The 26,346-nt window shown below is 70.5% G+C and carries 25 protein-coding genes; 4 read left to right on the top strand and 21 right to left on the bottom strand.

Features of this window, described 5'->3' with window-relative positions:
• Positions 1–6: 6 nt before the first annotated feature.
• Positions 7–501: a nuclear transport factor 2 family protein gene (locus tag DJ010_RS09060; protein WP_211318725.1), complete on the bottom strand. Its 495-nt coding sequence runs from the start codon at positions 499–501 to the stop codon at positions 7–9.
• 40 nt (positions 502–541) lie between these two features.
• Here DJ010_RS09060 and DJ010_RS09065 point away from each other — a divergent pair, with 40 nt between their 5' ends.
• Entirely contained in the window at positions 542–2,128 is a 1,587-nt protein-coding gene (locus DJ010_RS09065; protein ID WP_109693346.1) for an adenylate/guanylate cyclase domain-containing protein, read from the top strand.
• Here DJ010_RS09065 and DJ010_RS09070 read toward each other — a convergent pair.
• From DJ010_RS09070 to DJ010_RS09090, 5 genes are all read right to left on the bottom strand, one after another.
• Positions 2,125–2,715 carry a TetR/AcrR family transcriptional regulator gene (locus DJ010_RS09070; protein WP_109693347.1) on the bottom strand — a complete coding sequence of 197 codons (591 nt, stop codon included), beginning with the start codon at positions 2,713–2,715 and terminating at the stop codon, positions 2,125–2,127. The genes DJ010_RS09065 and DJ010_RS09070 overlap by 4 nt on opposite strands.
• Entirely contained in the window at positions 2,712–5,777 is a 3,066-nt protein-coding gene (locus DJ010_RS09075) for an MMPL family transporter (RefSeq protein WP_211318726.1), read from the bottom strand. The genes DJ010_RS09070 and DJ010_RS09075 overlap by 4 nt, the downstream gene beginning before the upstream one ends.
• Positions 5,778–5,894: 117 nt before the next feature.
• Complete coding sequence (locus DJ010_RS09080; RefSeq protein WP_109693348.1) at positions 5,895–7,055, bottom strand: zinc-binding dehydrogenase; 1,161 nt, start codon at positions 7,053–7,055, stop codon at positions 5,895–5,897.
• A gap of 6 nt (positions 7,056–7,061) precedes the next feature.
• A complete protein-coding gene (locus tag DJ010_RS09085) occupies positions 7,062–8,885 on the bottom strand; it encodes a phosphoenolpyruvate carboxykinase (GTP) (RefSeq protein ID WP_109693349.1) in 1,824 nt (607 codons plus the stop codon).
• A gap of 175 nt (positions 8,886–9,060) precedes the next feature.
• Positions 9,061–10,494: a gamma-aminobutyraldehyde dehydrogenase gene (locus DJ010_RS09090; RefSeq protein ID WP_109693350.1), complete on the bottom strand. Its 1,434-nt coding sequence runs from the start codon at positions 10,492–10,494 to the stop codon at positions 9,061–9,063.
• Positions 10,495–10,629: 135 nt separating this feature from the next.
• Between DJ010_RS09090 and DJ010_RS09095 the strand changes: the two genes are divergently transcribed.
• Complete coding sequence (locus DJ010_RS09095; RefSeq protein WP_109693351.1) at positions 10,630–12,006, top strand: aspartate aminotransferase family protein; 1,377 nt, start codon at positions 10,630–10,632, stop codon at positions 12,004–12,006.
• Between the two features lie 5 nt (positions 12,007–12,011).
• Here the strand turns inward: DJ010_RS09095 and DJ010_RS09100 are convergent, their stop codons facing one another.
• From DJ010_RS09100 to DJ010_RS09125, 6 genes are all read right to left on the bottom strand, one after another.
• Positions 12,012–12,506 carry an SRPBCC family protein gene (locus DJ010_RS09100; RefSeq protein ID WP_109693352.1) on the bottom strand — a complete coding sequence of 165 codons (495 nt, stop codon included), beginning with the start codon at positions 12,504–12,506 and terminating at the stop codon, positions 12,012–12,014.
• A complete protein-coding gene (locus DJ010_RS09105) occupies positions 12,503–12,847 on the bottom strand; it encodes an ArsR/SmtB family transcription factor (RefSeq protein WP_211318727.1) in 345 nt (114 codons plus the stop codon). The genes DJ010_RS09100 and DJ010_RS09105 overlap by 4 nt, the downstream gene beginning before the upstream one ends.
• A gap of 72 nt (positions 12,848–12,919) precedes the next feature.
• Positions 12,920–13,720 (bottom strand): ABC transporter permease, encoded by an 801-nt coding sequence (locus DJ010_RS09110; protein WP_109693354.1) that lies wholly within the window; start codon positions 13,718–13,720, stop codon positions 12,920–12,922.
• The gene (locus DJ010_RS09115; protein WP_109693355.1) at positions 13,720–14,580 is read right to left on the bottom strand and encodes an ABC transporter permease; all 861 of its coding nucleotides are present in this window, start codon (positions 14,578–14,580) and stop codon (positions 13,720–13,722) included. The genes DJ010_RS09110 and DJ010_RS09115 overlap by 1 nt, the downstream gene beginning before the upstream one ends.
• Positions 14,580–15,728, bottom strand: a complete 1,149-nt coding sequence (locus DJ010_RS09120) for an ABC transporter ATP-binding protein (protein ID WP_109693356.1) — start codon at positions 15,726–15,728, stop codon at positions 14,580–14,582. The genes DJ010_RS09115 and DJ010_RS09120 overlap by 1 nt, the downstream gene beginning before the upstream one ends.
• On the bottom strand, positions 15,712–16,905 hold the full coding sequence (locus tag DJ010_RS09125) for an ABC transporter substrate-binding protein (RefSeq protein ID WP_158282979.1): 1,194 nt from the start codon (positions 16,903–16,905) through the stop codon (positions 15,712–15,714). Before DJ010_RS09125 ends, DJ010_RS09120 begins: the two co-directional genes overlap by 17 nt.
• 127 nt (positions 16,906–17,032) lie before the next feature.
• On the opposite strand from DJ010_RS09125, the gene DJ010_RS09130 reads away from it, so the two are divergent.
• A complete protein-coding gene (locus DJ010_RS09130; RefSeq protein WP_109693358.1) occupies positions 17,033–17,524 on the top strand; it encodes an Lrp/AsnC family transcriptional regulator in 492 nt (163 codons plus the stop codon).
• Here the strand turns inward: DJ010_RS09130 and DJ010_RS09135 are convergent.
• The 3 genes from DJ010_RS09135 to DJ010_RS09145 are packed head-to-tail and all read right to left on the bottom strand — an operon-like array spanning position 17,479 to position 19,882.
• Positions 17,479–18,123 (bottom strand): HAD family hydrolase, encoded by a 645-nt coding sequence (locus tag DJ010_RS09135; RefSeq protein WP_281271129.1) that lies wholly within the window; start codon positions 18,121–18,123, stop codon positions 17,479–17,481. The genes DJ010_RS09130 and DJ010_RS09135 overlap by 46 nt on opposite strands.
• A complete protein-coding gene (locus DJ010_RS09140; protein WP_109693359.1) occupies positions 18,113–19,471 on the bottom strand; it encodes an NAD(P)/FAD-dependent oxidoreductase in 1,359 nt (452 codons plus the stop codon). The genes DJ010_RS09135 and DJ010_RS09140 overlap by 11 nt, the downstream gene beginning before the upstream one ends.
• Positions 19,472–19,480: 9 nt before the next feature.
• The gene (locus tag DJ010_RS09145) at positions 19,481–19,882 is read right to left on the bottom strand and encodes a winged helix-turn-helix transcriptional regulator (protein WP_109693360.1); all 402 of its coding nucleotides are present in this window, start codon (positions 19,880–19,882) and stop codon (positions 19,481–19,483) included.
• A gap of 125 nt (positions 19,883–20,007) precedes the next feature.
• On the opposite strand from DJ010_RS09145, the gene DJ010_RS09150 reads away from it, so the two are divergent.
• Positions 20,008–20,928: an NADP-dependent oxidoreductase gene (locus tag DJ010_RS09150; RefSeq protein ID WP_109693361.1), complete on the top strand. Its 921-nt coding sequence runs from the start codon at positions 20,008–20,010 to the stop codon at positions 20,926–20,928.
• A gap of 3 nt (positions 20,929–20,931) precedes the next feature.
• Here DJ010_RS09150 and DJ010_RS09155 read toward each other — a convergent pair whose 3' ends face one another.
• Genes DJ010_RS09155 through DJ010_RS09180 form a run of 6 tightly spaced genes read right to left on the bottom strand, consistent with a single transcriptional unit; the run spans position 20,932 to position 26,335 of the window.
• On the bottom strand, positions 20,932–21,135 hold the full coding sequence (locus tag DJ010_RS09155; RefSeq protein ID WP_109693362.1) for a ferredoxin: 204 nt from the start codon (positions 21,133–21,135) through the stop codon (positions 20,932–20,934).
• A complete protein-coding gene (locus DJ010_RS09160) occupies positions 21,132–22,328 on the bottom strand; it encodes a cytochrome P450 (protein WP_109693363.1) in 1,197 nt (398 codons plus the stop codon). The genes DJ010_RS09155 and DJ010_RS09160 overlap by 4 nt, the downstream gene beginning before the upstream one ends.
• Positions 22,325–23,896, bottom strand: a complete 1,572-nt coding sequence (locus DJ010_RS09165) for a bifunctional 3-(3-hydroxy-phenyl)propionate/3-hydroxycinnamic acid hydroxylase (RefSeq protein ID WP_109693364.1) — start codon at positions 23,894–23,896, stop codon at positions 22,325–22,327. Before DJ010_RS09165 ends, DJ010_RS09160 begins: the two co-directional genes overlap by 4 nt.
• Positions 23,893–24,255 (bottom strand): DoxX family protein, encoded by a 363-nt coding sequence (locus DJ010_RS09170; protein WP_109693365.1) that lies wholly within the window; start codon positions 24,253–24,255, stop codon positions 23,893–23,895. Before DJ010_RS09170 ends, DJ010_RS09165 begins: the two co-directional genes overlap by 4 nt.
• Positions 24,252–25,205: a fumarylacetoacetate hydrolase family protein gene (locus tag DJ010_RS09175; protein ID WP_109693366.1), complete on the bottom strand. Its 954-nt coding sequence runs from the start codon at positions 25,203–25,205 to the stop codon at positions 24,252–24,254. Before DJ010_RS09175 ends, DJ010_RS09170 begins: the two co-directional genes overlap by 4 nt.
• Positions 25,202–26,335 carry a VOC family protein gene (locus tag DJ010_RS09180; protein ID WP_109693367.1) on the bottom strand — a complete coding sequence of 378 codons (1,134 nt, stop codon included), beginning with the start codon at positions 26,333–26,335 and terminating at the stop codon, positions 25,202–25,204. Before DJ010_RS09180 ends, DJ010_RS09175 begins: the two co-directional genes overlap by 4 nt.
• Positions 26,336–26,346 lie beyond the last annotated feature (11 nt).

The raw sequence follows: 26,346 nt of genomic DNA on the forward strand, positions 1-26,346 counted from the left end.
TACGGATCAACCGCCGAAGCGGTCGAGGAACCTGCGCACGTCCTCGTCGGTGTTGCCGTGGGCGGTCGCGATCCGCGCCCACTCCAGCGCCATGGTGTGGAAGCGCAGCGGGTTGTAGACATCCTCCTCGCGCGAGAAGAGCCCGTCGCCGGCGTAGGTCATGATCGTGATGTTGGGCTCCTCGAGCATCGTCCCGTCACCAGGGTCGGGCATCGGGTTGCGCACCTCGCAGACCAGGCGCGCGGCGTCGGCGTCGACCACCTGCCAGCTCAGCGGGAACCCGGTCATCACCCGGCCGGGGTACGACGTCATCGTGCGCACCGACCACGCCCGGATCTCGTCGCGGCCGCGGAACGTGCCCATCGCGTGCTCGACGTACTCGGCGTCGGGCGTGAACAGGTCGGCGTAGCCGTCCCAGACGCCGGACTCGACGAAACCGGCCACCTTCGCGTGGAAGGCGTCGTACGCCTCGGTGATCTCTGCTGCGCTGAAGCCGCTCACGCGACGATCCAACCACCTCCGGGCCACTACGATCGGCGTCATGCCGCGAACGACGCTCGCCCGGCGGCGAGGCCCCTTCGGATCGCGCATCCTCGGCCCGGCCGAGCAGGAGCCGCGACGACTGCGGATCCGGATCCAGCTGCTGCTCACCCTGGTCCTGGTCAGCACCAACCTGCTGGGGGCGGGCGTGGTGTTCGTCGTCAACAACTTCGCCGTCCCCGCCGAGTCCCCGAACACCGCGACGAAGGTCGCGCTCGCGATCGCCGTCCCGGTCTACGTGTTCGTCGCTGCCGCCATCGGCGTCGTCTGGGGCACCGCGTCCAGCCTCCGCGCGCTCCGCTGGGCCACGCAGGGCAAGGACGTGGTGCCGACCGACAAGGAGCGCCGCCAGGCCCTGAACGTCCCCCTCCAGCTGACGCTGATGCAGCTGACGCTCTGGTTGGCCGGGACCGTGCTCTTCACCGTGCTGGCGCTGGTGCTCCAACCGGACCGCACCCTGTCGACGGGCCTGACCGTCGGCATCGGTGCGCTGGTGGTCGCCGGCGTCTCCTACCTCCTCACCGAGTTCACGATGCGTCCCGTCGCGGCCCGTGCCCTTGCGGACACGGAGATCAACAAGAAGGCCCGCTTCGTCGGCATCGGACCGCGGATGGTGCTGTTCTGGGCGATCGGCACCGCGGTGCCGCTCGGCGGCCTGGTCCTGGCGGCGATCCTGGCGCTCGCGGACCCGCAGGAGACCAACCTGAGGCAGATGGCCGTCGTCACCATCGTGACCGCGGGAGCCGTCCTCCTCTTCGGCTTCCTGCTGACGGACCTCAACGCGCGCTCGGTGGTCGCGCCGATCGAGTCGGTGCGGGAGGCACTCCGTTCGGTCGAGGCCGGAGACCTCGAGGTCGACGTCGTCGTCTACGACGGCACGGAGCTCGGTGCCCTGCAGAGCGGGTTCAACCAGATGGTCGCCGGGCTGCGGGAGCGGGAGAAGCTGCGCGACCTGTTCGGGCGGCACGTCGGCCACGACGTCGCCACCGCCGCAGCCGCGGTCGACTCCGGAGAGGTGGAGCTCGGCGGTGAGACCCGCCAGGCATCGGTGCTCTTCATCGACCTCGTCGGCTCGACCGCCTACGCCGCCGACCACGACGCGGTGGAGGTCGTGGAGGTGCTCAACCGCTTCTTCGGCGTGGTCGTCGACGAGGTCGACCGTCGCGGCGGACTGGTCAACAAGTTCATCGGCGACGCCGTCCTGGCGATCTTCGGTGCCCCGGTGCCCGACGAGGACCACGCCGCGTCAGCGCTGGCCGCCGCGCGGGCGATGGCGATCCGCCTCGAGGAGGAGCTGCCGGAGATCGGCGCCGGCATCGGGGTGGCGACGGGCACCGTCGTCGCGGGGAACGTGGGGTCGAAGTCGCGCTACGAGTACACCGTGATCGGCGACGCGGTGAACTCCGCCTCCCGCCTCACCGAGCTCGCGAAGGAGGTCCCCGGAGGGGTGCTCGCGCTGTGGGACACCGTGGTAGCAGCGGTCGGGTCCGGCGACGCCGACGCGGCGACGCACTGGGAGAAGTGCGGCACGAAGGTGCTGAGAGGGCGCACCGAGCGGACCGAGCTCGCCGTACCGGTGTGGGACTAGCCGAGCGCGTCCAGCACGTGCACCACCCGCCGCAGGATCGAGTCGACGTCGACCTCCGGGTAGAGGACGGACACGATCTGCTCACGTTCGAGCACGGCGAGGCCGTGCACGGCCGCCCAGCCGAGAACGGCGAGCTCGGCGGTCGGCACCTCGGTGCCCCAGCCGCGCTCCTGGGCGGCCGCGATGTTGGCGAGCGACAGGTCGCGGTGCGCGAGCCGGGCCGCGGCGAGCTCCTCGTCGTCGTCGTGGAGCAGGTCAGGACGGAACATCAGGTCGAACAGCGCCGGGTGCCGGTGCGCGAAGGCGATGTACGCCGCCCCCGCCGCGGCCACTCGCTGGCCACCCACGGCCGGTGTGGCGTCGATGGCCGCCTGCGTCTCCTCCAGCAGCAGCTGGTGGCCCTCGAGCGCGAGCGCCGTGAACAGCCCGGCCCGGTCGACGAAGTGGTGGGCCGTCGCCTGGTGGGAGACCCCGCACCTGCGGGCGATCGCGCGAAGGCTGGCGCGCGCCGGGCCGGTCGCCGCGATCTCCGCCTCGGCCGCGCGGAGCAGCCGGGCCCGGAGGTCCAGGGTCGAGGCTCGGCTCATGCCGCGTGCGCTCCCGGGCTGGGAACCGGGTCCTTCTGGCCGCTCGGCCACCAGAGCCGTCGGCCGAGCAGGGTCGCTGCGGCGGGGACGAGCAAGGAGCGGACCACGAAGGTGTCGAGCAGCAGTCCGGCTCCGATGGTGAAGCCGACGTGCGCCATCGTGCTCACGCTGCCTGCCATGAGCGCGAACATACTCGCGGCGAAGATGACGCCGGCGGAGGTGATCACCGAGCCGGTCGCCGCCGTCGCACGCGCGATGCCCTCGACCGAGCCGTCGGGCGCCTCCTCGTGGATGCGTTTGGTCAGCAGCAGGTTGTAGTCGGCGCCCACCGCGACCAGGATCGTGAACGACACCGCCATGACGGTCCAGTCGAGCTCGGTGCCGAGCAGGACCTGCCACACGAGCACCGACAGGCCGATGGCGGAGCCGTACGAGAGCACCACCGTCGCCATCAGCACCGCCGCAGCGACCAGGCTCCTGAGCAGCACCAGCAGCACGAGGAACACGGCGATGAGGGCAGCCGTCGCGACGACCCGCATGTCCGAGGATGAGATGACGGCCAGGTCGGCGTTGGTCGCTGCCATGCCGGTCATGCTCACCTCGGCGTCGTCGAGCCGGGTGTCGCGGAACGCCTGCTCCACGGTGTCCTCGATCTTGAACGTGCGCGCGGACGCCTCCCGGTCGAACGCGTCGGTGCCCCCGAGCACCGCCATCCGCGCGGTGCGGCCGTCCTCGGAGAGGAACAGCCGGATGGCCGCGGCGAACCGCTGACGCTCCAGCGCGGTCGGCGGGAGGTAGAAGCCGCCGAGTGCCGGGTCGTGGCCGACCGCGTCGGTGCGCTTGAGGTACGACGCCGCCTGCTCCAGCCCCTGCTGCAGCTGGGGCAGCGAGGTGGCCACCTCCTCGGTGCCGTCCTCGAGCTGGGCGGCGCCGTCGGCCAGCCGGCCCGCTCCGTCGGCGAGCTGGTCGGCGCCGTCGGCGAGGCCGCCGAGCTGGTCGGCGAACACCTGCTGGCCCTCGGCGAGCCGGTCGGCGCCCTGTCGGGCCCGGCTGAGCCCGTCGCGGAGCCGGCGCAGCCCGTCCTGGAGGTCACCGGTCCCGGCAGCCAGCTGGGCGGCGGCGCGGGCCGCCTCGCGCAGGCCCGGCAGCAGCTCGTCGCGCTCGGCCACCCAGATCTGTCGGATCCCCTCGCGAGCCTGACGGCATGCCGGATCCAGGTTGCAGGTCAGGCTCCGGGTCCGGAGCGCGTCGTAGGCGAGGCCGAGACCGTCCACCGCGAGCTGCACCTGGTCGGCCCCGGTCGCCAGGCCCCGGGCGAGCTCGCGCATCCCCCCGTTCAGCTGCCCGGTGCCGGTGACCGCTTCGTCGGCGCCGGCCAGGAGGCGTCGTACGCCGTGCTCGAGGCGGGCGGTCCCGTCGACCAGCCGGTCGGCGCCACCGACCGCACGCTCCGCCCCGTCGGCCAGCTGACCCGTGCCGTCACTGAGCTGGGACGCGCCGTCGCCGAGCTGACCGGCGCCGTCCGCGAGCTGCTCCGCGCCGTCCTCGCCCTTGCCGATGCGGTCCGAGGCCCGGTCGAGGCGCACGCCGACGATGCCGGCCTGGCGCGCCACCGTCGCGTCGGTGAGCGGCTCGCCGAGCGGGCGGGTGATGCTGCGGACCAGCACCACGCCCTCCTCCTGGGCGACCGCGGCGGCCGCGCGCTCGAGCAGGGCCAGGTCCCGCGGGTTGCGCAGGTCGTGGTCGGCCTGGACGAGCACGTAGTCCGGGATGATCTCGTTGACCGGGAAGTGCCGGTCCAGCATCGCGTAGCCGCGGTTGCTCTCGGTCGTGTCCGGCGAGGAGTCCCGGGTGTCGTAGCTGACGTTGATCAGCGGCGCGATCGCGGCGAGGGCCGCCAGCGGGACCACCGAGGCGAGCAGCATCCGCGCCGGGTGGGCGACGACGAGCGCCGCCAGCCGCGGCCACAGCTTGTCCACCTTGGTGGGACGCGGCTCGCACCAGCCGCGCCGGCCGGCGAGCGCCAGCAGCGCCGGGGTCAGCGTCAGCGCGACCAGCAGGTTGATCGCGACGCTGACCGCGATCGCCGGGCCGGTGGTGGAGAAGAAGCCGAGGTCGGCGATGAGCATGCACCCGCAGGCGAGCACCACGGTCAGCGCCGAGCCGACGATGACGCCGGTGATGCGGGCGCCGGCGGTGGCCGCGGCGAGCTGCGGAGGCACGCCGGCCCGGCGCTGCTCCTGGTAGCGGGAGACGAGGAAGATCGCGTAGTCGGTGCCGGCGCCGAGCACGACGGCGGTGAGGAAGGTGCCGCTGAAGGTGGAGACCGTGAACACCCCGAGCTCGCCGCAGAGCGCGGTGAGGGCGCGGGCCAGGCCGAGGCCGAGCCCGACCACGGTGAGCACCAGAACCATCACCGAGAACGAGCGGTAGATCAGCAACAGCAGCAGCGCGATCAGGCCGACGCTCACGATCGTGATCGGCACGATGCTGTTCTCGGTCTCGACCGACAGGTCGACGATCGTCGCGGTCGGACCGGTGACGGCGACCTCGAGCCCGTCCGGCGCCAGCTCCCGGGCGACCTCGCGGACGGCCTCGACCTGCCGGATCGCCGACGGCGCGCCGGTCTGGCCGGTGATGCCGACCAGGACGTACCTCGCCTCGCCGTCCTCGCTGGTGAGAGCGCCGAGCAGCTCGGGGTCCTTGCGGACGTCCTGGACGAAGGAGACGTTCTCGTCGTCCTCGGTGAGCTCGGCGGCGAGCCGGCCGGCGTACCGGCGGTCCTCGCGGGTGAGACCGGAGTCGCGCTCCATCGCGACCACGACGAAGCTGTTGGCCCCGTCGTTGCCGAACGCCTTGCCCATCGCGTCGACCGCGGCGATCGACGGGGCGTCGTCGGGCACCACCGGCGTGGAGTCGCGGGCCGCGACCTCTTCGATCTGCGGCACGAAGACGTTCAGCGCGGCGGCGAGCGCCAGCCACGCGACCACCACCATCGCGGCCCGCGAGGCGGCGAACCCCGCTATCCCCGTGACGCGCTCGTCGTCCGTGTCGTCAGCCACCCGGTCCCCAAGTCGTCCGCGTCGGCTCCTTGCCGGTGGCAAGGAACGTGTTCCAGGAACGCTAGTAACGTTTCCTTGCCAGCGGCAAGGAGATGTGACGCGGCCCTCAGCCGACGGTCAGGGGGCGACGGCCCCGCTGCTCGGGTCGACCAGGATCTTGGCGTGCTGCTCGGGGTCGCCGAGCGCGGTGAACGCGGTGGCCACCCCGTCGAGCCCGACGGTGCCGGTGACGAGCGGGGCGACGTCGACCTTGCCGGAGGCGATCCACTGCAGGGTCTGGTGGAACTCGCTCGGGTCGTAGGCGAACGCGAACCGCAGGTCGATCTCCTTGTTGATCGCCATCGACGGGCGGAACGAGTCCTCGCCCATGCAGACCCCGACGACGACCACCCGGGTCAGCAGCGGCGCTCCGGTCACGATCTGCTCGATCACGCCCGGCACGCCGACGCACTCGAACACCACCGGTCCGCGCGGGGTCGCCCCGGCCTTCTCCGCTGCTCGGAGGACCTGCGCCCACGGCAGCAGCGGCACGGCGCGCAGCTTGTCCATCGCGTCGAGGCCGACCTCGGCGAGCGCGATCGGGTTGGTGAGGTAGCGCGACTCCTCGAACGACATCCACGGCGACTCGGTCGCCGGGTCGACGACCACGTCCGCGCCGCACTTCTCCGCCAGCGCCCGGCGGCCGGCCGAGAAGTCGCTGGCGATGACGTGCCGCACCCCGGTCGCCTTGAGCATCAGGATCACGGCGAGCCCGATCGGACCGCAGCCGATGACGACCGCGGTGTCCTTGGCGCCGACCTGACCGCGTCGTACGGCGTGCAGGGCGACCGCCATCGGCTCGGTCAGCGCCGCACCCTCGGCTCCCAGTCCGTCCGGCACCCTCATCGCCATCGAGGCGGTGACCAGCACCTGCTCGGCGTACCCGCCCGGCGCGTCCTCGCTGAGACCGGTGAGGTGCACGGCCCCTGCCGAACGCAGGACCGGCAGCGCGACCACCCGGGTGCCGACCGGCCACGACCTCCTGGTCCGTGGACCGTAGTCGGCCACCGTCCCGACGAACTCGTGCCCCATCACCACCTTCTGGTGGGAGCGCATGAAGCCGTCGTAGCCGAGGCTCGCGACGTCGTCCGCGGTCTCGTCACAGTGGATGCGGGCATGCAGGTCGGACCCGCAGATCCCGCACCGCTCCACGTCGAGCAGCACCTGTCCCCGACCCGGGGTCAGGTCGGCGACGTCCTCGACCGCCAGCTCACCTTCGTGACAGACGACGGCCCGCATCGACGGTCAGGACTTGTCGAGGTCGTCCGCCACCCGGCGGTGCGCCGCCCAGATCTCCTCGGGAAGACCGTCGAACTGGTCGAGGTGCTCCTCGCGGAACTTCATCTCCTGCTGCCAGCGGTCGCGGTCGATCTCGAGGATCGTGTCGAGGTCGGCCAGCGCCTGGTCGTCGAGCCCCTCGAGGTTGAGCTCCTCGCGGGCCGGGATGATGCCCACCGGGGTCTGCACACCGGAGACCTCGCCGTTCTTCAGCTGCATCAGCCAGAGGAGCGGGCGCAGGTTCTCGCGGTAGCCCGGCCACAGGAAGCGACCGTCGTCGCCGCGCTGGAACCAATTGACGTGCGCGAAGATCGGCTTCTCCTTGGCGGCGCCGATGACCTTCAGCCAGTGCGCGGCGTAGTCCGCCTCGGGGTAGGACATGAACGGGCGCATCGACATCGGGTCGTAGCGCAGCACGCCCTCGAGGCCGTCGGCCGCCGCGGTCGCCTCGGCACCCAGGGTGAGGCCGTCGTAGACGCCCTCGGCGATGTCGGTGATCGCGCGGATCAGCGGCTCGCGGTCGCGGGTGCGGCCACCGAAGATGATGCCGTGGATCTCGACCCCGGCCGGGTCCTCGAAGTCCTTAGCCACGTTCGGGACGTTGGCCAGCGTGGTGGTGAACCTGCTGTTGGGGTGGGCCCACGGCGCGTCGGCGTTCTCCGGGACGCGGTCCGCGATCTTGTCGCCCTTCCAGTCCAGCCAGCCGTCGAGGTCCGTGGGCTTCTCGCTCTTGCCCTCCCACCAGACTTCCTGCGTCTTCTCGTTGTAGGCGACGTTGGTGAAGATCGCGCCGGTGCCCGGGACGATCGAGTCGATCGCGGTCGGGTTGGTCTTCTCGTTGGTGTCCTTGGCGACACCGAAGACGCCGTTCTCCGGGTTCATCCCGTAGAGCTTGCCGTCGTCGCCGACCCACAGCCACGCGATGTCGTCGCCGTAGAACTCGACGTAGTAGCGGTCACCGAGGGCGTCGGGAGCCAGCGTCATCGCGAGGTTGGTCTTGCCCGAGGCACTGGGGAAGCCGCCGCAGATGTTGTACTTCTTGCCGGTCTCCTTGTCGGTGATCCCGAGCAGCATGAACTGCTCGACGAGGAAGCCGTTCTTCCACCCGTCGTAGGAGCCCTGACGCAGGCCGTGGGCGATCTTGCCGAGCAGCGCGTTGCCGCCGTACGACGAACCGAAGTGCAGGATCGTGCGCTCGTCGGCGACGGTCACGAAGTAGCGCTTGTCGTCGGGCGTGCCCTGGCCGAGGTTCTCGAGGTCGCCGGTGACGTGGACGGCCTTGACGAAGGAGTCGCCGAGGTCGTTGATGTACTCCACGCCGACGCGCGCCATGCGGATCATCTGGAGCACGACGTTGCGGTTGTCGGTGAGCTCGACACCGGCGGCGAAGTTCTCGAGCGGGGAGCCCTTCGGCGCCATCAGGTAGGGGATGACGTACATCGTCTTGCCGGCGGACGCGCCGGTCATGAGGTCAACGAGCAGCGGCTTCATCTCCGCGGCCGGACGCCAGTTGTTGTAGGTGCCCTTGTCGGACTCGTCGTTGGTCGCGACGATCGTGCGCTCCTCGGCGCGTGCAGTGTCCTTGAAGTAGGACCGCGAGTAGTAGAGGCCCTCGCCGGCGGGCAGCAGCTCGCCCGCGTCGAGCGACTCCTGGACCAGACGCGCGTCGTCGGCAGCAGAGACGACCTCGATCCGCTCGGCGCCGGTGACCCCGGCCCAGTGAGCGACGTACTCACGAACGTGCGTGTTGGTGAGTCCCGCTTCGTCGAGAACCCGCTCCACATCGACCATCAGTCTTGCCTTTCGCGTCCGAATGGGTGGGGGCACGCTACCTCACGCTCAGGTGCCCGAAATCCCAGGAAGGAATGTGCCTGAACCGTGGACACCGTCGTCCGCGACGGAGCCACCATGGCACTGCAAGACGCCCCTTCGCACATCGGGGTCGATTGGAACGATCGAAGGGTTGCTACTCCCCGAAGTACGACATGACGTGCTTGATGCGCGTGTAGTCCTCGAGCCCGTACATCGACAGGTCCTTGCCGTAGCCGGAGTGCTTGAACCCGCCGTGCGGCATCTCGGAGACGAAGGGGATGTGGGTGTTGATCCACACCACACCGAAGTCGAGCTTGCGGCTCATCCGGAGCGCGCGGCCGTGGTCCTTGGTCCAGACGCTGGAGGCGAGGCCGTACTCCACGCCGTTGGCCCACCGCAGCGCCTCGGCCTCGTCGGTGAACCGCTGCACGGTCATGACCGGGCCGAAGATCTCCGTCTGGATCTGCTCGTCGTCCTGCTTCAACCCGGAGAGCACGGTCGGCTCGTAGAAGTAGCCCCGGTCGCCGTGACGGCCGCCGCCGGTCTCGACGTTGGCGTGGTCGGGCAGCCGGTCCACCATGCTGGACACGCGGTCGTACTGGTCCTGGTTGTTGAGCGGGCCGTAGTAGGTGTCCTCGCTGTCGGGGGCGCCGGTCGGCATCCCCCTCGCGGCCTCGGTGAGGGCGGCGACGAACTCGTCGTGGATGCCCGGCCCGGCCAGCACCCGGGTCGCGGCCGTGCAGTCCTGGCCGGCGTTGAAGAGGCCGGCGCCGGCGATGCCCTCGGCTGCCGCCTCGATGTCGGCGTCGTCGAACACGATGACCGGCGCCTTGCCGCCCAGCTCGAGGTGGACCCGCTTGAGGTCCGCGGAGGCGGCCTCGGCGACCTGCATGCCGGCCCGGACCGAGCCCGTGATGGCCACCATCTGCGGCGTCTTGTGCGCGACCAGCGCGCGGCCGGTGTCGCGGTCGCCGCAGACGACGTTGAGGACGCCCGGCGGCAGGAACTCCTGGCAGATCTCCGCGAGCAGGGTCGAGCTGGCGGGCGTGGTGTCGCTCGGCTTCAGGACGATCGTGTTGCCGCCGGCGAGGGCGGGGGCGATCTTCCAGATCATCATCATCAGCGGGTAGTTCCACGGCGTCACCTGGCCGACGACGCCGACCGGCTCGCGGCGGATCCACGAGGTGTGGTCGGCCATGTACTCACCGGCCGAGCTGCCCTGGAGGACACGCGCGGCACCGGCGAAGAACCGGAAGTGGTCGGAGGCGTAGGGCATCTCCTCCGACATCGTCAGGTGGAGCGGCTTCCCGGTGTCCCTGCACTCGACCTCGTTGATCTCGTCCTTGCGGGCGTCGATCGCCTCGGCGATCTTCAGCATCGCGGTCGCCCGGTCCTGGGGCGTGGTGTCTCCCCACGTCTCGAACGCGGCCGCCGCGGCGGCGTACGCCCGGTCGACGTCCTCCTCGCCGGACATCGGCGCCTGGGCGTAGACCTCGCCGGTGGTGGGATCGATGACGTCGTACGTCGCTCCGCTGGCGGCGGGGACGCGCTCGCCGTTGATGATGTTCGTGAACGTCTGGTCGGCCATGAACGGACTCTAGCCGGGTCGGACGACGAAATCAGCGGGTGATTCCCGTCGGATTTTTGCGGAATCCGTAGGGAGGAGGTCCGATGGCCTACTGATTCACTTGCTTGCCCGCGGTCGTTGGCTCACCATGGGGGCATGGACGACTCCGCACTCCAGCGCGCTGCCAAGGACAACCTGTGGCTGCACTTCTCGCAGCACGGTCGCTACGACGGTGACGGACCGCAGCACGACGTACCCATCATGGTGCGCGGTGAGGGCGTCTACCTCTACGACAACAAGGGCAAGCGCTACCTCGACGCGCTCGCCGGGCTGTTCGTGTCCCAGCTCGGGCACGGCCGACGCGAGCTCGCCGAGGCCGCCGCGACCCAGGCCGAGACCCTCGCGTTCATGCCGCTGTGGTCCTACGCGCACCCGCCCGCCATCGAGCTCGCCGAGAAGATCGCGTCGTACGCCCCCGGCGACCTCAACCGCGTCTTCTTCACCTCTGGCGGCGGCGAGGCGGTCGAGTCGGCGTGGAAGCTGGCGAAGGACTACTTCAAGCGGGTCGGCAAGCCGATGAAGCACAAGGTGCTCAGCCGCGCGATCGCCTACCACGGCACCACCCACGGCGCGCTGTCGATCACCGGCCTGCCGGGGCTGAAGCAGCAGTTCGAGCCGCTGGTGCCGTCGGCGTTCCGGGTGCCGAACACCAACATCTACCGCGCGCCGGTCCACGGCGACGACCCCGAGGCCTTCGGTCGCTGGGCGGCCGACCAGATCGCCGTCGCGATCGAGTACGAGGGCCCCGACAGCGTGGCAGCGGTCTTCCTCGAGCCGGTCCAGAACTCCGGCGGCTGCTTCCCGCCGCCCCCGGGCTACTTCCAGCGGGTGCGCGAGATCTGCGACGAGTACGACGTGCTGCTGGTCTCCGACGAGGTCATCTGCGCCTACGGGCGGCTCGGTGAGATGTTCGGCGCGACCGCGTTCGGCTACCAGCCCGACATCATCACCAGCGCCAAGGGGCTCACCTCCGGCTACGCCCCGCTCGGCGCGATGATCGCCACCGACCGGCTGTTCGAGCCGTTCGCCAAGGACAAGGCGATGTTCGCCCACGGCTACACCTTCGGCGGCCACCCCGTCTCCACCGCCGTCGGCCTGCGCAACATGCAGCTCTTCGAGGAGGAGGACATCCTCGCCGGCGTCCGCGAGAAGGCCCCGGCCTTCCGGGCCACCCTCGAGCGCCTCCTCGACCTCCCGATCGTCGGCGACGTCCGTGGCGAGGGCTTCTTCTACGGCATCGAGCTCGTCAAGGACAAGGCCACCCGGGAGTCGTTCACCGCCGACGAGTGCGAGCGCATCCTCTACGGCTTCGTCTCCAAGGGTCTCTTCGACGAGGGCCTCTACTGCCGCGCCGACGACCGCGGCGACCCCGTCATCCAGCTCTCCCCGCCCCTCGTCTGCACCCAGGAGCACTTCGACGAGATGGAGCAGGTCCTCCGGTCCGTCCTCGACAAGGCGTACACGCTGATCTGAGCGGGTCAGGCCAACAGGTCGGCGTACCGCTGGAGGTAGAGGGGCCAGCCACCGTCGGCCGCAACGCCGTCCCGCAACGACTCCCAGGCAGCACCGTGGCGCTCGAGGTTGCGGTGCTCCAGCTCGACGCGGGTCCGGTTCTCGCTCTCGACGACGAACCGCACCTCGACCTCGCTCGTGTGCTCCAGGTCCGACGCGACCTGCCAGTCCGGCCCGATGTCCCAGGTGAACACGAGCCGCTCCGGCGGGTCGAAGACCAGCACCCGCCCCCACCGGCACTCCGTCCCGTCCTCCGCCCGGTCGACGACGCTGCCCCCGACCCGCGGCTCCAGCACGGTCTCCGCGATCGGCGCTCCGAGCAGGTTGTGCTCGCGAGGCTTGATCTTGTCGAACTGCTCGGTGAAGACGCGGAAGGCCTTCTCCTGCGACGCCTCCACGGTGATGTCCAGGCGCACGGCGGTGTCCTGGCTGGTCTGGCTGGTCTCGCTGGTCTCGGTCATCTCTTCTCCTTGGTCGTGCCGCTCGGCTCGTCGGCTTCGACGAGCTCCTTGAAGTTGGTCAGTGCCGCGCTCCAGAACGTCTCGAGCTCGGAGCGGATCGCGGCGAGGCCGTCGGCATCGACGGCATAGATCCGGCGGGTGCCCTCGGGCCGCACCTGCACCAGCGCAGCGCCCTTGAGCACCTTGAGGTGCTGGGACACCGCCGGGCGGCTCACCGGCAGCTCGTCCGCCAGCTCCCCGACGGACCGCGGCCGGCGCGCGAGCAGCCCGAAGATCTGTCGTCGGGTCCGGTCGCCCAGCGCGACCCAGGGGTCGAGCTCGATCGCTTGGTAAGTCGTCACGAACGGTAAGTTACGACTTACCAAGATGGTCGGTCAAGACCGTCGCCGGATCGTTCGTTCGGCGGCCGCCGCTCAGGTGGCGAGGGCGCGGGCGCGGCGGCGGGCGTTGACCTCGGTGCCGAGGACGATGACGAGGGAGACGATGAGCATCAGCGTGCCGACGACGTTGACCTGCATGGGGAGGCCGACCCGAGCGACGCCCCAGACGTACATGGGGAAGGTGACCTCGCTGCCGGAGTTGAGGTTGGTGATGATGAAGTCGTCGAAGGACAGCGAGAAGCTGAGGAGCGCGGCGCCGAGGATGCCCGGCAGGACGAGGGGGAACGTCACCCGCCAGAAGGTCTGGGACGGGGTGGCGTAGAGGTCGGCGGCCGCTTGCTCGAGGACGTCGTTCATGCCCGCGAGGCGGGCGCGGATGGTCACCACCACGAACGACAGGCAGAACATCACGTGGGCGATGAAGATCGTCCAGAAGCCGAGCTGGCCGGCGAAACCGCCCTGGACGAACAGGGTGAGCAGCGAGGAGCCCAGCACGATCTCGGGCGCCGCCATCGGCAGGAAGATCAGGACGTTCGAGGACGACCGGCCGAAGAAGTCCCAGCGGACCAGCGCGAAGCCGGCGAGGGTGCCGATGATCGTGGCGACGACCGTCGCGAGCAGGCCGATGCGGACGCTGAGGCCGAGCGCGTCGCACATGCTGGGGTCCTCGCACGGGTTCAGCCAGTTGTGCATCGTGAAGCCGTCGAACTTGTAGACGTTGCGCGTGGCCGGGTCGTTGAAGCTCATCAGCACGACCACGAAGATCGGCACGAACATGTAGACGAGGACGAGGAGGCCGAGGACGAGGACGGCCCGCTCCTTGATCCAGGCCATCAGAGCAGGTCCTCCGTCCCGGCCTTGCGGATGTAGAACAGCACCATCGCGAGGATCCCGATCATGAGGATCATCGACAGCGCGGCCGCGGTGTGCGGGTGGTTGGCGTCGGTGGCCTGCAGCTGGATGACCGAGCCGATGACCGACGTCTCGGTGTTCCCGAGCAGCTCGGCGTTGATGTAGTCGCCGGCCGCCGGGATGAAGGTGAGCAGCGTGCCGGACACGACCCCTGGCAGCGACAGCGGCCAGGTCACCTTGAAGAAGCCGACCACCGGGTTGGAGTACAGGTCGCCAGAGGCCTCGATCAGGCGGTGGTCGATCTTGTCGATGCTCGCGAACAGCGGCAGCACCATGAACGGCAGGAAGTTGTAGGCGAGCCCCATCACCACGGCGAAGTTGGTGGCGAGCAGCCGGTCGTCGTCACCGAGGACGTGCAGGAACTGCAGGGTGTCCACGATCCACCCGTCGTCGGCGAGGATCAGCTGCCACGACAGCGTGCGCACCAGGAAGCTGGTGAAGAACGGCGCGATCACGAGCACCAGCAGCAGGCTCTTCCACCGGCCCGACTTGAACGCGATGGCGTAGGCCAGCACGTAGCCGAGCACCAGGCAGATCAGGGTCGCCGCGCCGGCGTACACCAACGACCGCACCAGGGGCCGCCAGTAGAGCTCGACCGCGTCCCAGTAGTTGGCGAAGTGGTAGGTGACCTCCCACCCGTTCTTGTCCGAGCCACCCGGCTCGTAGAGGCTCGCCGCAACCAGCGAGTAGAACGGGATGACGAAGAACAGGGCGAGCACGATGACGGCCGGCGCCATCAGGAGGTACGCCGTCAGCCCCCGCCGACGCCCCGTCTCGGCCATCAGGCGCCTTCCTCCTGGGAGCCGGCGTGCACGTCCTGCGCATGGTCGAGCAGGAACGCGTACTCCGGCCGCCACGACAGCTCGACCTGGTCGCCGACGGAGTGGATCTTGGTCCGGCCGGTGTTCTGGGCGAAGACCTGGAGCTCCTGGCCCCACGGCATCCGCACCAGGTACTGCGTGCTCACGCCGATGAAGCTGACGTCGGTCACCACGCCACCGGGGATGGTGTTGCCCGGGGCGTCGAGCTCCGCGCCCGCGTCGCCGATCAGCACCTTCTCCGGCCGGATCCCGATCCAGCCCTTGCCGCCGTCGGTGTGGGCGCGGTCGGCCGGGATGCTCACGTCGATGCCGTGCATGTCGACGGTGACGACGTCGGCGGCTGGCGTCTTCACGGTGCCCTCGATCAGGTTGGACTGACCGAGGAAGTTGGCCACGAAGGTGCTGCGTGGGTTCTCGTAGAGCTCGGCCGGCGAGCCCTGCTGCTCGATCACGCCGCTGTTCATCACCGCGACCGTGTCGGCCATCGTCATGGCCTCCTCCTGGTCGTGGGTGACGTGGATGAACGTGAGCCCGACCTCGGTCTGGATCCGCTTGATCTCGATCTGCATCGACCGACGCAGCTTGAGGTCGAGCGCGCCGAGCGGCTCGTCGAGCAGCAGCACCTCGGGCTCGTTGATGAGCGCCCGTGCCAGCGCCACCCGCTGCTGTTGCCCGCCGGACAGCTGGGCCGGCTTCTTCCGGGCCTGCGCCCCGAGCTCGACCAGCTCGAGCATCTCGTCGACCTTCTTCTTGACGTCGCCGACCTTGCGCCGGCGCAGCCCGAACGCGACGTTCTCGTAGATGTCGAGGTGCGGGAAGAGGGCGTAGTTCTGGAAGACGGTGTTGACCGGGCGGCGGTAGGCCTTGGTCCGGGTGATGTCCTGCCCGGCCAGCAGGATCGAGCCGGACGTCGGCGCCTCCAGGCCCGCGACCATCCGCAGCGTGGTGGTCTTGCCGCAGCCGGACGGACCGAGCAGGGCGTAGAACCGGCCCCGCGGCACGTCGAGGTCGAGCGAGCGGACGGCGTGGAAGTCGCCGTACGACTTGCTCAGCGCGCGGACCTGGAGGCCGTCGCCGGGCTCGGCGCCGGCCTCAGCTGGAGATGACATCGGCCCACTCCCCTTCGTACTGCGATTGCTTCTCGTCGGTGAGGGTCATGAAGTCCCACGTGTTCGCCAACATCTCGGAGTCGGGGAAGATCAGCGGGTTCTCGGCGAGCGAGGGGTCGATGTCGAGCATCGCCTCCTGCGCCCCCTGCACCGGGCAGATGTAGTTGACCCAGGCGGCCAGCTTCGCCGCGACCTCGGGCTGGTAGTAGTAGTCGATCCAGGTCTCGGCGTGGGTCTGGTGGGTCGCGTAGTTGGGGACCATCATGTTGTCGCTCCAGAGCGACAGCCCCTCTTCCGGCACGACGAACTTCAGGTTCGGGTTGTCGTACTGCGCCTGGATGACGTCGCCCGACCACGCCTCGCAGGCCAGCAGCGTCCCTTGCGAGAGCTGCTGCAGGTAGTTGTTGCCGGCGAACTGCAGCAGCTGGCCGCTCTCCTTCACCTCGCGCAGCCGGTCGATCGCGGCGGCCCACTCGTCGTCGTCGAAGTCGACGGGGTCCGCGCCGGTCACCTTGAGGAAGAACCCCATCGTGTCGGCCATCTCGCTGAGCAGGGTGATCTTGCCCTTGAGGTCGTCGCGGGTGATGAGCTCCTCGAAGCTGCTCACCTCCGGCACCAGATCGGCGTTGTAGGCGATGCCGGTCAGACCGGACTGCCACGGCGCGGAGTACTCGCGCTCCGGGTCCCACGGCACACCCTGCAGCGACTCGATCAGGTTCTTGTCGAGGTTGGGCACGTTGCCCTTGTTCAGCGGCTGGATGAAGCCGAGGCTGATCATCCGCGCAGCCATCCAGTCGGTCATCACGATCATGTCGCGGTCGATCGGCTCGCACGCCCGCATCTGGTTCTTGACCTTGGCGTAGAACTCGGCGTTGTCGTTGATGTCGACGTTGTAGGTCACCGAGATGCCGGTCTGGTCCTGGAACTGCGCGAGCGTGCTCTTCGGGTTTTTCCGCGGGTCGATGTAGCCGGTCCAGTTGGAGATGACCAGCTCGCGCTCGTCGGCCGAGACGTCCTTGGCGGCACCGCCGTTGGGACAGGCCTGGACCGGGTCGATGCCGAACATCGGCAGCTTGAGCGCTGCGATGCTGAGACCGCCGAACGCGACGGCCCCGCCCCCCTTGAGCAGCCCGCGCCTCGACAGAGTGGAGCGGCGGGCCGGTTGCTCAGGCACCATGGCCGTGATGCTTGCACCGGAACGTGCTCGACGGCAAGGGATTCGGTGGCATCGAAACATGCTCGCAACGGATTTCGCATTTCCGTAGGTCGTTGAGCACGGAACACGGACGTGGGACGATCCCGCCATGGGCGCACGTTCCACCGGTCATCAGCTCGACGACGTGTCGGTCGCGATCATCGAGCAGCTGCAGGAGGACGGGCGTCGCTCCTACGCGGCGATCGGCAAGGTGGTCGGACTCTCGGAGGCAGCGGTGCGTCAGCGGGTGCAACGCCTGCTCGAGTCCGGCGTGATGCAGATCGTCGCTGCGGTGACCGACCCGCTGAAGCTGGGCTTCGCCCGCGCGGCGATGCTCGGGATCCGGGTCTCGGGACCCACCGCGCCGGTCGCCGACGCCCTCGTCGAGATGGACGAGGTGATCTACGTCGTCGTGACAGCGGGCAGCATCGACATCGTCGCCGAGGTGATCGCCAAGTCCGACGCCGACCTGCTCACCGTGTCGGACCAGATCAGGCGGATCCCGGGCGTGCAGTCGACGGAGTCGTTCGTCTATCTCGAGACCCGCAAGGAGGTCTACAACTGGGGGCTGCCGCGGCCCGGTGACCGCATCCCCAGGTAGTCGTCCAGCCAGTCCGGGAACTCGCCCAGGTGGTCGAGCACCACGTGGGTGCCGGCGTCGTACAGCTCCTCCCGGGTGCACCCGCCGGTGAGCACGGAGACGCTGAGGATCCCGGCTGCGAGCGCCCCCTCGACGTCGTGGACGTGGTCGCCGACGTAGATGCTGGCGCCTTCGCGGCGCAGCACGTCGGCCTTGCCGACACCCCAGACCTTGCCCTCGAGGTGGTCGACGTCGAGCGCGAGGTGGTCGACGTGGAGCTGCGCGTTGGGCGTGTACTTGCCGGTCACGACGACCACCCGCCCGCCGTGACGTCGTACGGCGGCCAGCGCGTCGTGCGCACCCGCCATCGCGGCGACGCTCTCGATCGCGTGGTCCGGGTAGAGGGCACGGAAGCGGTCGACCGCCGGCTGGATCGCGTCCTGCGCGAGGTGCGGCTGCAGGATGAGGTCGAGCGGCGGGCCGAGGACGGCGGTCATCTCCTCGATCGGGAACTGCACGCCGAGCTCGGACCCCAACGCTCGCAGCACGTCGCGGAACCCCGGCACCGTGTCGATGAGGGTCATGTCGAGGTCGAAGCCGACGCAGAGATCACGAGTCAAAGCCGAGCCCCAACCGGTCGAGGGTGCGCAGCCACAGGTTGCGGCGGCCGGTCTCGTCGGCGCGCGCGAGCGCCCTGCGCGTGAGCTCGATGCCGGCCCACGCGACCGGCTCCGGCGGGAACGGCACCGCCGGGCGCCGCACCATCTCCAGCCGCGTGCGCTCGGTCTCCGTGCCGGCCAGCAGGTCCAGCATCACGTCGGCGGCGAAGCGGGTGGCGCCGACGCCGAGACCCGTGAACCCGAGGGCGTACGACGACCGACCGCCGTGCGCGGTGCCGAAGCTCGCGCTGAACCGGGTCGAGGTGTCGATCACCCCTGCCCACCGGTGCGTGAACCGGATCCCGTCGAGCTGCGGGAACGTCGCATGGAAGTGCTCCGCGAGGACGCCGAAGGTCTCCTGCCGCTCCTCGTGGTCCGGCTCGATCGACCGGCCGAAGTGGTAGATCGCGTCGTAGCCGCCCCAGAGGATCCGGCGGTCCGGAGTGACCCGGTAGTAGTGGAACTGGTTGCCCGCGTCGCCGACGCCGATCGCCGGGTCCCAGCCCAGGTCGGCGAGCTGTGCCTCGGTGAGCGGCTCGGTCGCGAGCACGTAGTCGTAGACCGGCACCGTCGTCCAGCGCAGCCGCCGCAGCAGCGGGCGGAACACGTTGGTGCCGAGCGCGACCCGGCTGGCCCGGACCACGCCCTGCGGCGTGTGCACCTCCATGGCCTCGCCGTCGCGCCGGATCCTCGTCACCGGGCTGTGCTCGGCGACCCGGACACCCTGCCGCTCGGCGGCGTCAGCGAGACCCCACGCGAGCCGGGCCGGGTCGAGGACGGCGCACTCCTCGGGCGCGGACAGCCGGCCGGCGAGGTAGGTCGGCGAGTCCACGACCTTGCGCACCGCGTCGCGGTCGAGGAAGCCCGGCCGGTCCGGCGCGAGGTCGGCGACCTCGTGCTCGCGGGTCGCGACGAGGAGGGCGCCACCACGGAGGAAGCCGCAGTCGATGCCGTAGCGGGCGACGGCCTCCTCGATGCCGTCGAGGTTCTCGATGCCGAGCCGCTCGAGGTCGTCGTACTCCTCGGGCCAGCGGGCCCGGCCGTTCGGCTCGCCGTGGGTCAGGGAGGCCTCGCAGAACCCGCCGTTGCGCCCGGTCGCGTGCTCGGCGATCCGCTCGCCCTCGAGCAGGACCACGTCGCGCCCCGGCTCGCGCTCGACCGCGCGGAGCGCCGTCCACAGCCCGCAGAACCCGCCACCCACGACGACGAGGTCGGCCGTCGTGTCGCCGGCGAGCGCCGGGCGCGCATCCGGCCGGAGCGGCGTGTCCAACCAGAGCGGCCGGTTGACCGATCCGGCGAGAGAGTCCACGCGCGGATGCTAGCCCGCGGCGTCGTAGCGGTCGCGGTTGAGGCGCACCTCGTCCATGTGGCTCTCGGCCCAGTCCTTGAGCCGCAGCATCACCTGCTGCAGGGAGGCGCCGAGGTCGGTGAGGTCGTACTCGACCGTGACGGGGACGGTCGGCGTGACGGTGCGGGTGATCAGCCCGTCGCGCTCGAGCGAGCGGAGGGTCTGGGTCAGCATCTTCTGGCTGACACCGGCCAGCCGCCGCGACAGCGCGGAGTAGCGGAGCTGCCCCTCCTCGGCGAGCGCGGCGAGCACGAGCGCCACCCACTTGTCGGAGATCCGGTCGAGCAGCTGCCGGCTGGGGCAGCCGTCGAGGAAGGCGTCGTACGCCGTCTTCGCGCGGGCCCGCTTCTCGGCGGCGGTCATGGTGGGCATCGGGTCACCTCTCCGGCACCCACCAGCAACTTACGCACTTCCAGGTGCCTACTTCCCAGAAGAGAGTAGCCCTACCACTCTGGAGTGACAAGCAGGAGAACCTCACCCACTCCAGGAGGAGCACCATGAGCACCACCACCACCGCCACCTTCCGCGCCGCCGTCGTCCGCACGCCCGCCGGACCGGAGTCCGTCGAGCTCGTCGACGTCCCGGTCCGGCAGCCCGGCGAGGGCCAGCTGCGCGTGCGGATCGAGGCAGCGACCGTCAACCCCGCCGACGTCGGCGTCACCGACGGGTTCTTCCACTCCATCGGCATGATCGACCAGCCGTCCCACACCGGCCTCGGCTGGGACTTCGCCGGCACCGTCCTCGAGGCGGGCGCGGGGGTGGACCTCCCCACCGGCGCGCGCGTCGCCGGCATCGTGCCGGGCTTCGACCGCGACTTCGGCAGCTACGCCGAGGAGATCGTCGCCGACCGCTCGTGGGTCGCCGTCGTGCCCGACCAGCTGACCGCCGCCCGCGCCACCACCGTTCCGCTCAACGCCCTCACTGCCGACCAGGTCGTCGGCCTGCTGGGCGACGGGGACGGTCGGCGGCTGCTCGTGACCGGCGCCGCCGGGGCGGTGGGGGCGTACGTCGTGCGCCTGGCCGCCGAGCGCGGCTGGACCGTCACCGGCCTGGCCCGCCCGGCCGACGAGGCATTCGTCCGCGGCCTCGGCGCCGACTTCACCACCGAGACCACCGACGGCTGGGACGCGGTCGCCGACGCGGCGGTGCTCCAGGAGGAGGCCGCGGCGCTGGTCCGCGACGGCGGTGTCTTCGTCGGAGTCCGGCCGGCGGCGCTGCCCGAGACCGGCCGCGGGGTCGCCGTGAAGGCGGTGTCCGTCGAGCCCGACGCCGAGCGACTCGACTTCCTGCTGCGGGCCGCCGCACGCGGCGACCTGCCGACCCCGGTCGCGGGCGAGCTCCCGCTCGCCGACGTGGTCGAGGCGCTCCAGCTGGTCGCCAAGGGCGGCTACCGCGGCCGCTACGTGCTGCGGCCTTGATCGTCAGGGGCACCCGTCCTCGGCGAGGACGAGGGCGGCGACCGGACAGGAGGCCACGGCGACGCGCGCCTGGCCCTCCTCGTCCGGGCTCAGGTCGTGCTCGGGCGCGAGGACGATGTCGTCGTCGTCCAGGCCCAGGAGTGACGGCGCCTGGTTGATGCAGATCCCGTGGCCCTCACACCTCTCGCGGTCGGCGACGATCCTCATGTGCGGCCTCCGATCGGGTGGAGCTCGAGTGGCAGGCGGGCCAGCCCTCGGATGATGTTGTTGCGGCCCCAGACCGGAAGTCCGGTCAGCTCGATGCGCTCGACCCGGTCGGCGAGCGCGTTGAGGATCGCGTGCGCCTCGAGCCTGGCGAGACCCTGGCCGGCGCACCCGTGCGTGCCTTGCCCGAAGCCGAGGTGGCGCGTCGCATCGCGATGGATGTCGAAGGTGTCGGGATCGTTCCACGCCGTCTCGTCGCGATTGGCCGATGCGAAGAGGACCACGACTCGCTGGCCCTTCCGCACAGGGGTTCCGGCGATCTCGGTGTCGTCCGACGCCAGGCGGGTGAAAGCACGCAGCGGGGACTCGAAGCGGACGACCTCGTTGAGCGCGTTCGGGATGAGGGTGCGGTCGGCGCGGACCTGGTCCCACTGGCCGGGGTGGAGCGCGAACAGCAGCAGTGCGCTGGAGATCGCGCTGATGGTGGTGTCCAGCGAGGGCGCGAGGTAGTCGATCATCAGTGCCGATGCCTCGCTTCTCGCGATGCGGCCTGCTTTCGCGGCGGCGATGACCTCCGCACCCATGCTGCCGGCCAGCACGTTCTCGGTCCGGGCGATCCGCCGCGCGAAGCGCATCATCCCCAGCGAGGCGGCGGTGCTGCGCAAGGACTGGCCGTTGATCGGCCCCAGGACGTCGAAGGTCGCCGCTGCCCACCTCAGGAGGTGTTCACGCTCGTCGTCGGGCCAGCCGACGAGGTCGGGCACGACCTGCAGCGGCAGGGACCTGGCCACCGCGACACCGTCGACACGTCCACGCGCGACCGCCCGCCCTGCGACCTGTTCGGCCGCAGCCTCGACAGCGTCGCTCATCGAGCGCAACGCCCGCGGTGTCAACCGGTGGGCGACGAGCTTGCGTCGGTTGGCGTGTTCGTCGCCGTCGCTGTTGAGGGTGGTCCCGCGACTGAAACGGTTCGCGAAGGGGTTGAGGGCGACACCCTTGCCGGAGACGAAGGTGCCGTCGTCGAGCAGGGTCCGCTTGCACTCGTCGTACCCGGTCAGCGCGAAGGCCCGATGCCGGGCCAGCCGGACGACCGGGCCGAGGGCACGGAGCTCTCGATAGACCGGATAGGGGTCGGCGATCGCGGCGGCGCTGTAGAGGTTCCCGCGGTAGGTCTGTGCGGTGACGACGGTGCTCATCGAGCGGCCTCCTGGTGCCGGGGTGTGGTGGGTCGGCCACGGGGCATGCGACGCAGCACCTCACCGAGACGCCCCTCGGCGAGGACCGTCCGGTCGGGTCGAACGAGGGCGGCCTGGGCGCGGCCGAGCCAATGGTCGAGATCGGCCGACTCCGCGGCGTCCACGAGGCACACGTCGAGCGGGCCGAGCGGACCGAGCCGGGCTGTGTCAGCGCGGTCGAGCGGGGTCCGGTGCACCAGGGTGAACCGGTTTCCCGCGCGGTCGTCGAGGCGCTCCCCGGAGTCGAGGAGCACGTTCGGGCACAGGGTTCCTGCCAAGCCGCGGCGTCGGCCCCGGCGGTGGTTGACGATCGACCCGGCCAGGGAGGGAGTCGCGCTGTCGAGCACCCGGCCGCGCAGGCCGGGCAGGCGGGGCAACACAGGCACGACGAACCGCCGCAACCGGTCCCCGACGGGTCCACCGCCGGTCATCGAGAGTCCGACCGTGGCGGCGAGCCGGATCATCGCGCGGGCATGCGCCCGCCGCTCGGTCTGGTAGCTGTCGAGGATCCCGGCAGGCAGGGCGCCCTCGATGACCGCCGCGATCTTCCAGGACAGGTTGGCCGCGTCCCGGATCCCGGCCCCCATGCCCTGTCCGATGAACGGTGGCGTGAGGTGGGCGGCGTCGCCGAGGAGGAACACGTTGCCGCGCCGCCATCGATCGGCGAGCTGGGCGCGGAAGGTGTACTCGGCGACCCGGACGACCTCGAAGTCGCTGGTGTCGGAGTCCCACGGCGCGAGGAGGGGTGCGAGCTCGTCCAAGGTCTTGTAGTCGGCCGCGCTCTCGTCCTCGTGGAGCTCGAACTCCCAGCGGTGGCGGGTCGCGCCGGTGCGCATGTACGTCGCGGCGCGCCCGCTGTCGCACACCTGGTGGACGCCACCCCAGTGACCCAGCTCCCGGGGCGTCGCTATGTCGACGACCAGCCATCGTTGCGCGCGGAACCCGAGGTCGGCCATCGTCGAGCCGATGGCACGCCGGGTGACGCTGTTCGCGCCGTCGCACCCGAGCACGAAGCGCGGACGGACGGTGCGGATCTCCTGCGCGGCGAGATCGAGGAAGTCGACCTCGGGGAGCCCGACGACGTCGGCACGGACGGCGGACACCTCGACGCCGCCGCGGAACGTGATGAGGTCGAGCTCGTGCATCCGCCGGCGCAGGACCGCCTCGAGGTCGGGCTGGTCGAACATGTTGGCCTGTGGGTAGCCGTTGACCGTCTGCGGGTCGGTTCGGTCGAACTGCGCCAGGACCCGGTGCTCCCGGGAGAGCAGTCGGAGTCCGGCGCCGGGGATCGAGATGGCTCCGAACTCCCGGGCCACCCCGAGGCTGCCCAGGATGCGGTAGACCTCGTCGTCGAGGTGGACCGCGCGAGGCTGGGGGAACACGTCGGTCCACCTGTCGAGGACCAGCACCCTCACCCCGGCCTGGGCCAGCAGGATCGCGGCCGTCACGCCGGTCGGTCCGGCACCCACCACCACGACCTCCGGTTCGACACCGTTCGTCGGAGACCGGTCGCCCGCTCCGGCGTTCACCGCGTTCCCAGCCCGAGGAGGTAGGCGAGGGTGCCGGCGGCGAAGACGGCGGCGGGCAGCAGCTGGGTCGGCCCGTCGGCGGCGCGGGCGTGGGCGAGCACCGCGCCCGTCATCAGCACGAGCAGCCCTGCGCCCGCGGCGAACCCGAGCGGCGGGTATCGAAGACCGGCGAGCACCCCGACACCCCCTGCGAACTCCGCGACCCCGATGAGCTGATAGGCCCTCGCGTCGAGGCCCACGTGCTCAGCGCGGGCGCGCATGGCCTGAGTCTTGGCGACCTTGGCGACTCCGAGACCGATGAAACCCGAGGCCACCGCTACGCCGATGACCCAGGTGGCACCGATCGCCTCGGCGCTCATCGTGAGTCCTGTCCGGCGTCGCGGACGACGGTGCGCTGGCTGCCGAGGTCGAGGGCGCCGTCGTCGGTGGCGATCGACAGCTCGACGACGTCACCGTGCTTCAGGTACTTCTGGTTCCTGGCCTGGGCCTTGAAGAACGCCTTCCACCTCACCGTCGGCGGCAGCAGGTTGCCGATCATCTCGATCGGCTTGGGCGGTGCACTGAGGGCGGTGCCGACGGGCGTGCCTGTCAGGAGCAGGTCGCCCGGGTCGAGCCGCTGGAAGCCGGACAGCCCCTGCAGCGCGGCGAGCGGCTCGAACACCATGTCGCCGCGGACCAGAGCGTCCTGGCGGACCTCCCCGTTGACCGACAGCCGCAGCCGCAGGTCGGCGAACCGCTTCAGCTCGTCGCCCTCCAGCAGCACCAGCGACGGCCCGACGGGCGTGAACGCCGGATAGCTCTTCGACTCGAAGAACTGGGTCTTCGGCAGCTGCAGGTCGCGGGCACTCACGTCGTTGGTGACGACGAGGCCGGCGACGTGCTGGGCCAGGTTCTCGGCGGTGATCGCGGTGCCGACCGGCACCGGCTTGCCGATCACGATGCCGATCTCGACCTCGTAGTCGAGCAGCCGCACGTGCGCGGGCTTCACGATGTCGTCGTACGGACCGGAGATAGAGCCCGACGTCTTGCGGAAGAACGTCATCGGGATCGTGTCCGGGTTCATGCCGGCGTCGGCGACGTGCGACCGGAAGTTCGTCATCTGCGCGACCACCCGACAGGGCGCGGTGACCGGCGAGAAGAGCGCGAGGCTCTCGATCGGCTCGCCGCCCTCGGTGGCGGCCGCCGCGTCGACTGCGGCACGGTCGGCGAGCAGCTCGGCCGTCGTCGTGGCCGCGGTCTCGATGCGGGCGGCGCCGGTGGAGGTCGCGACCCACCAGGCGTCGGCGGTGCGGAGAACGGAGATGCTCATGAGGTGGCCACCTTCAGCAGGCCGCGCAGGCGCGGCAGGTCGAACTCGTTGTCGTCGGAGCGGAGCGCGGTCACCATCGACCGCAGCTCGAGGAGCGACTCCCGTCCGGGCTTGACGCCGAGGAAGTCCTTGCTGACGGGAGGTCCCCACTGCGCAAGGCCGCTGGCGGTCATCGGTGCCCAGCCCGGCTCCAGGGTGTTGTCGAACATGTCGCCGTCGGTGAAGTGCTCGACGAGGAACCCGTCGGGGTCGCGCCAGTAGTCGAAGATCTGGCTGCCCTGGATGTGACGGCCGATGCCCCACGACCGGAAGTAGCCCTTTTCCCTCAGGTGCTCCCCGCCTGCAGCGAGTGCGTCGAGGTCGGCGACCTGGTAGGCCGAGTGCACGTAGCGGTTCCGTGGGCCGAGCGCCATGGCCAGCGTGTGGTGGTCGGCCGGCTGCGACCCCCGGTCGCAACGGATGAAGCTCATCGTGGGTCCGCGGTCGCGCTGTCCCTCGAAGTACTGGAAGTCGCTGACGATGAGGCCGAGGTGCTGGAGGTACCAGTCGAGGCTCTCGAGGTAGCGGTTGCTCTGGAGCACGACGTGACCGAGCCGCTCGATGACGGCCGGCGCGCGGGGCGGTCGCTGGGTCGCGTTCGCGCGTCGTACGTCGCCGCCGGCGTTGAAGGTATGGGCGGCCTGCGTCGCCAGTGCCGGCAGCTCGTCCATGCCGCTGACGACCCGGACCCCGGCCCCGTCCGGCGCCTCGAGGTCGACGACGATGCCACCGATGCTCTCGGGCAACCGGCCGACGCGGGCGCCGGTGGCGTCCGCGAGCCTGAGGACGTCGGCGTCGTCGGCCGCCCGGAACGCAGCGCCGGCGTAGCGCGACCGGGCCCCGCGGCGGATGATCACGCTCGGCGCTCCAGCGAAGGCGCCGCGCAGGTGCAGCTCGTCGGCAGACCTGGCCGCGGTCGCGAAGCCGAAGGCATGGGCGAACGCCTCAGCGCGGTCGAGGTCCGGCTTCTCGAGCTCGAGCCAGGCCAGGTCCTCCACCTTGATCACCGGGTTGGCCGCGCGGCCCGGGTGATCGCCGGGGCGGGCGCCCTGCTCGCTGTGCAGGTCGCGGTGCGTGTGGTGGGTGCTCATCGATGCCTCGC

Source organism: Nocardioides silvaticus, from assembly GCF_003160695.1.
GTDB classification, from domain to species: domain Bacteria; phylum Actinomycetota; class Actinomycetes; order Propionibacteriales; family Nocardioidaceae; genus Nocardioides; species Nocardioides silvaticus.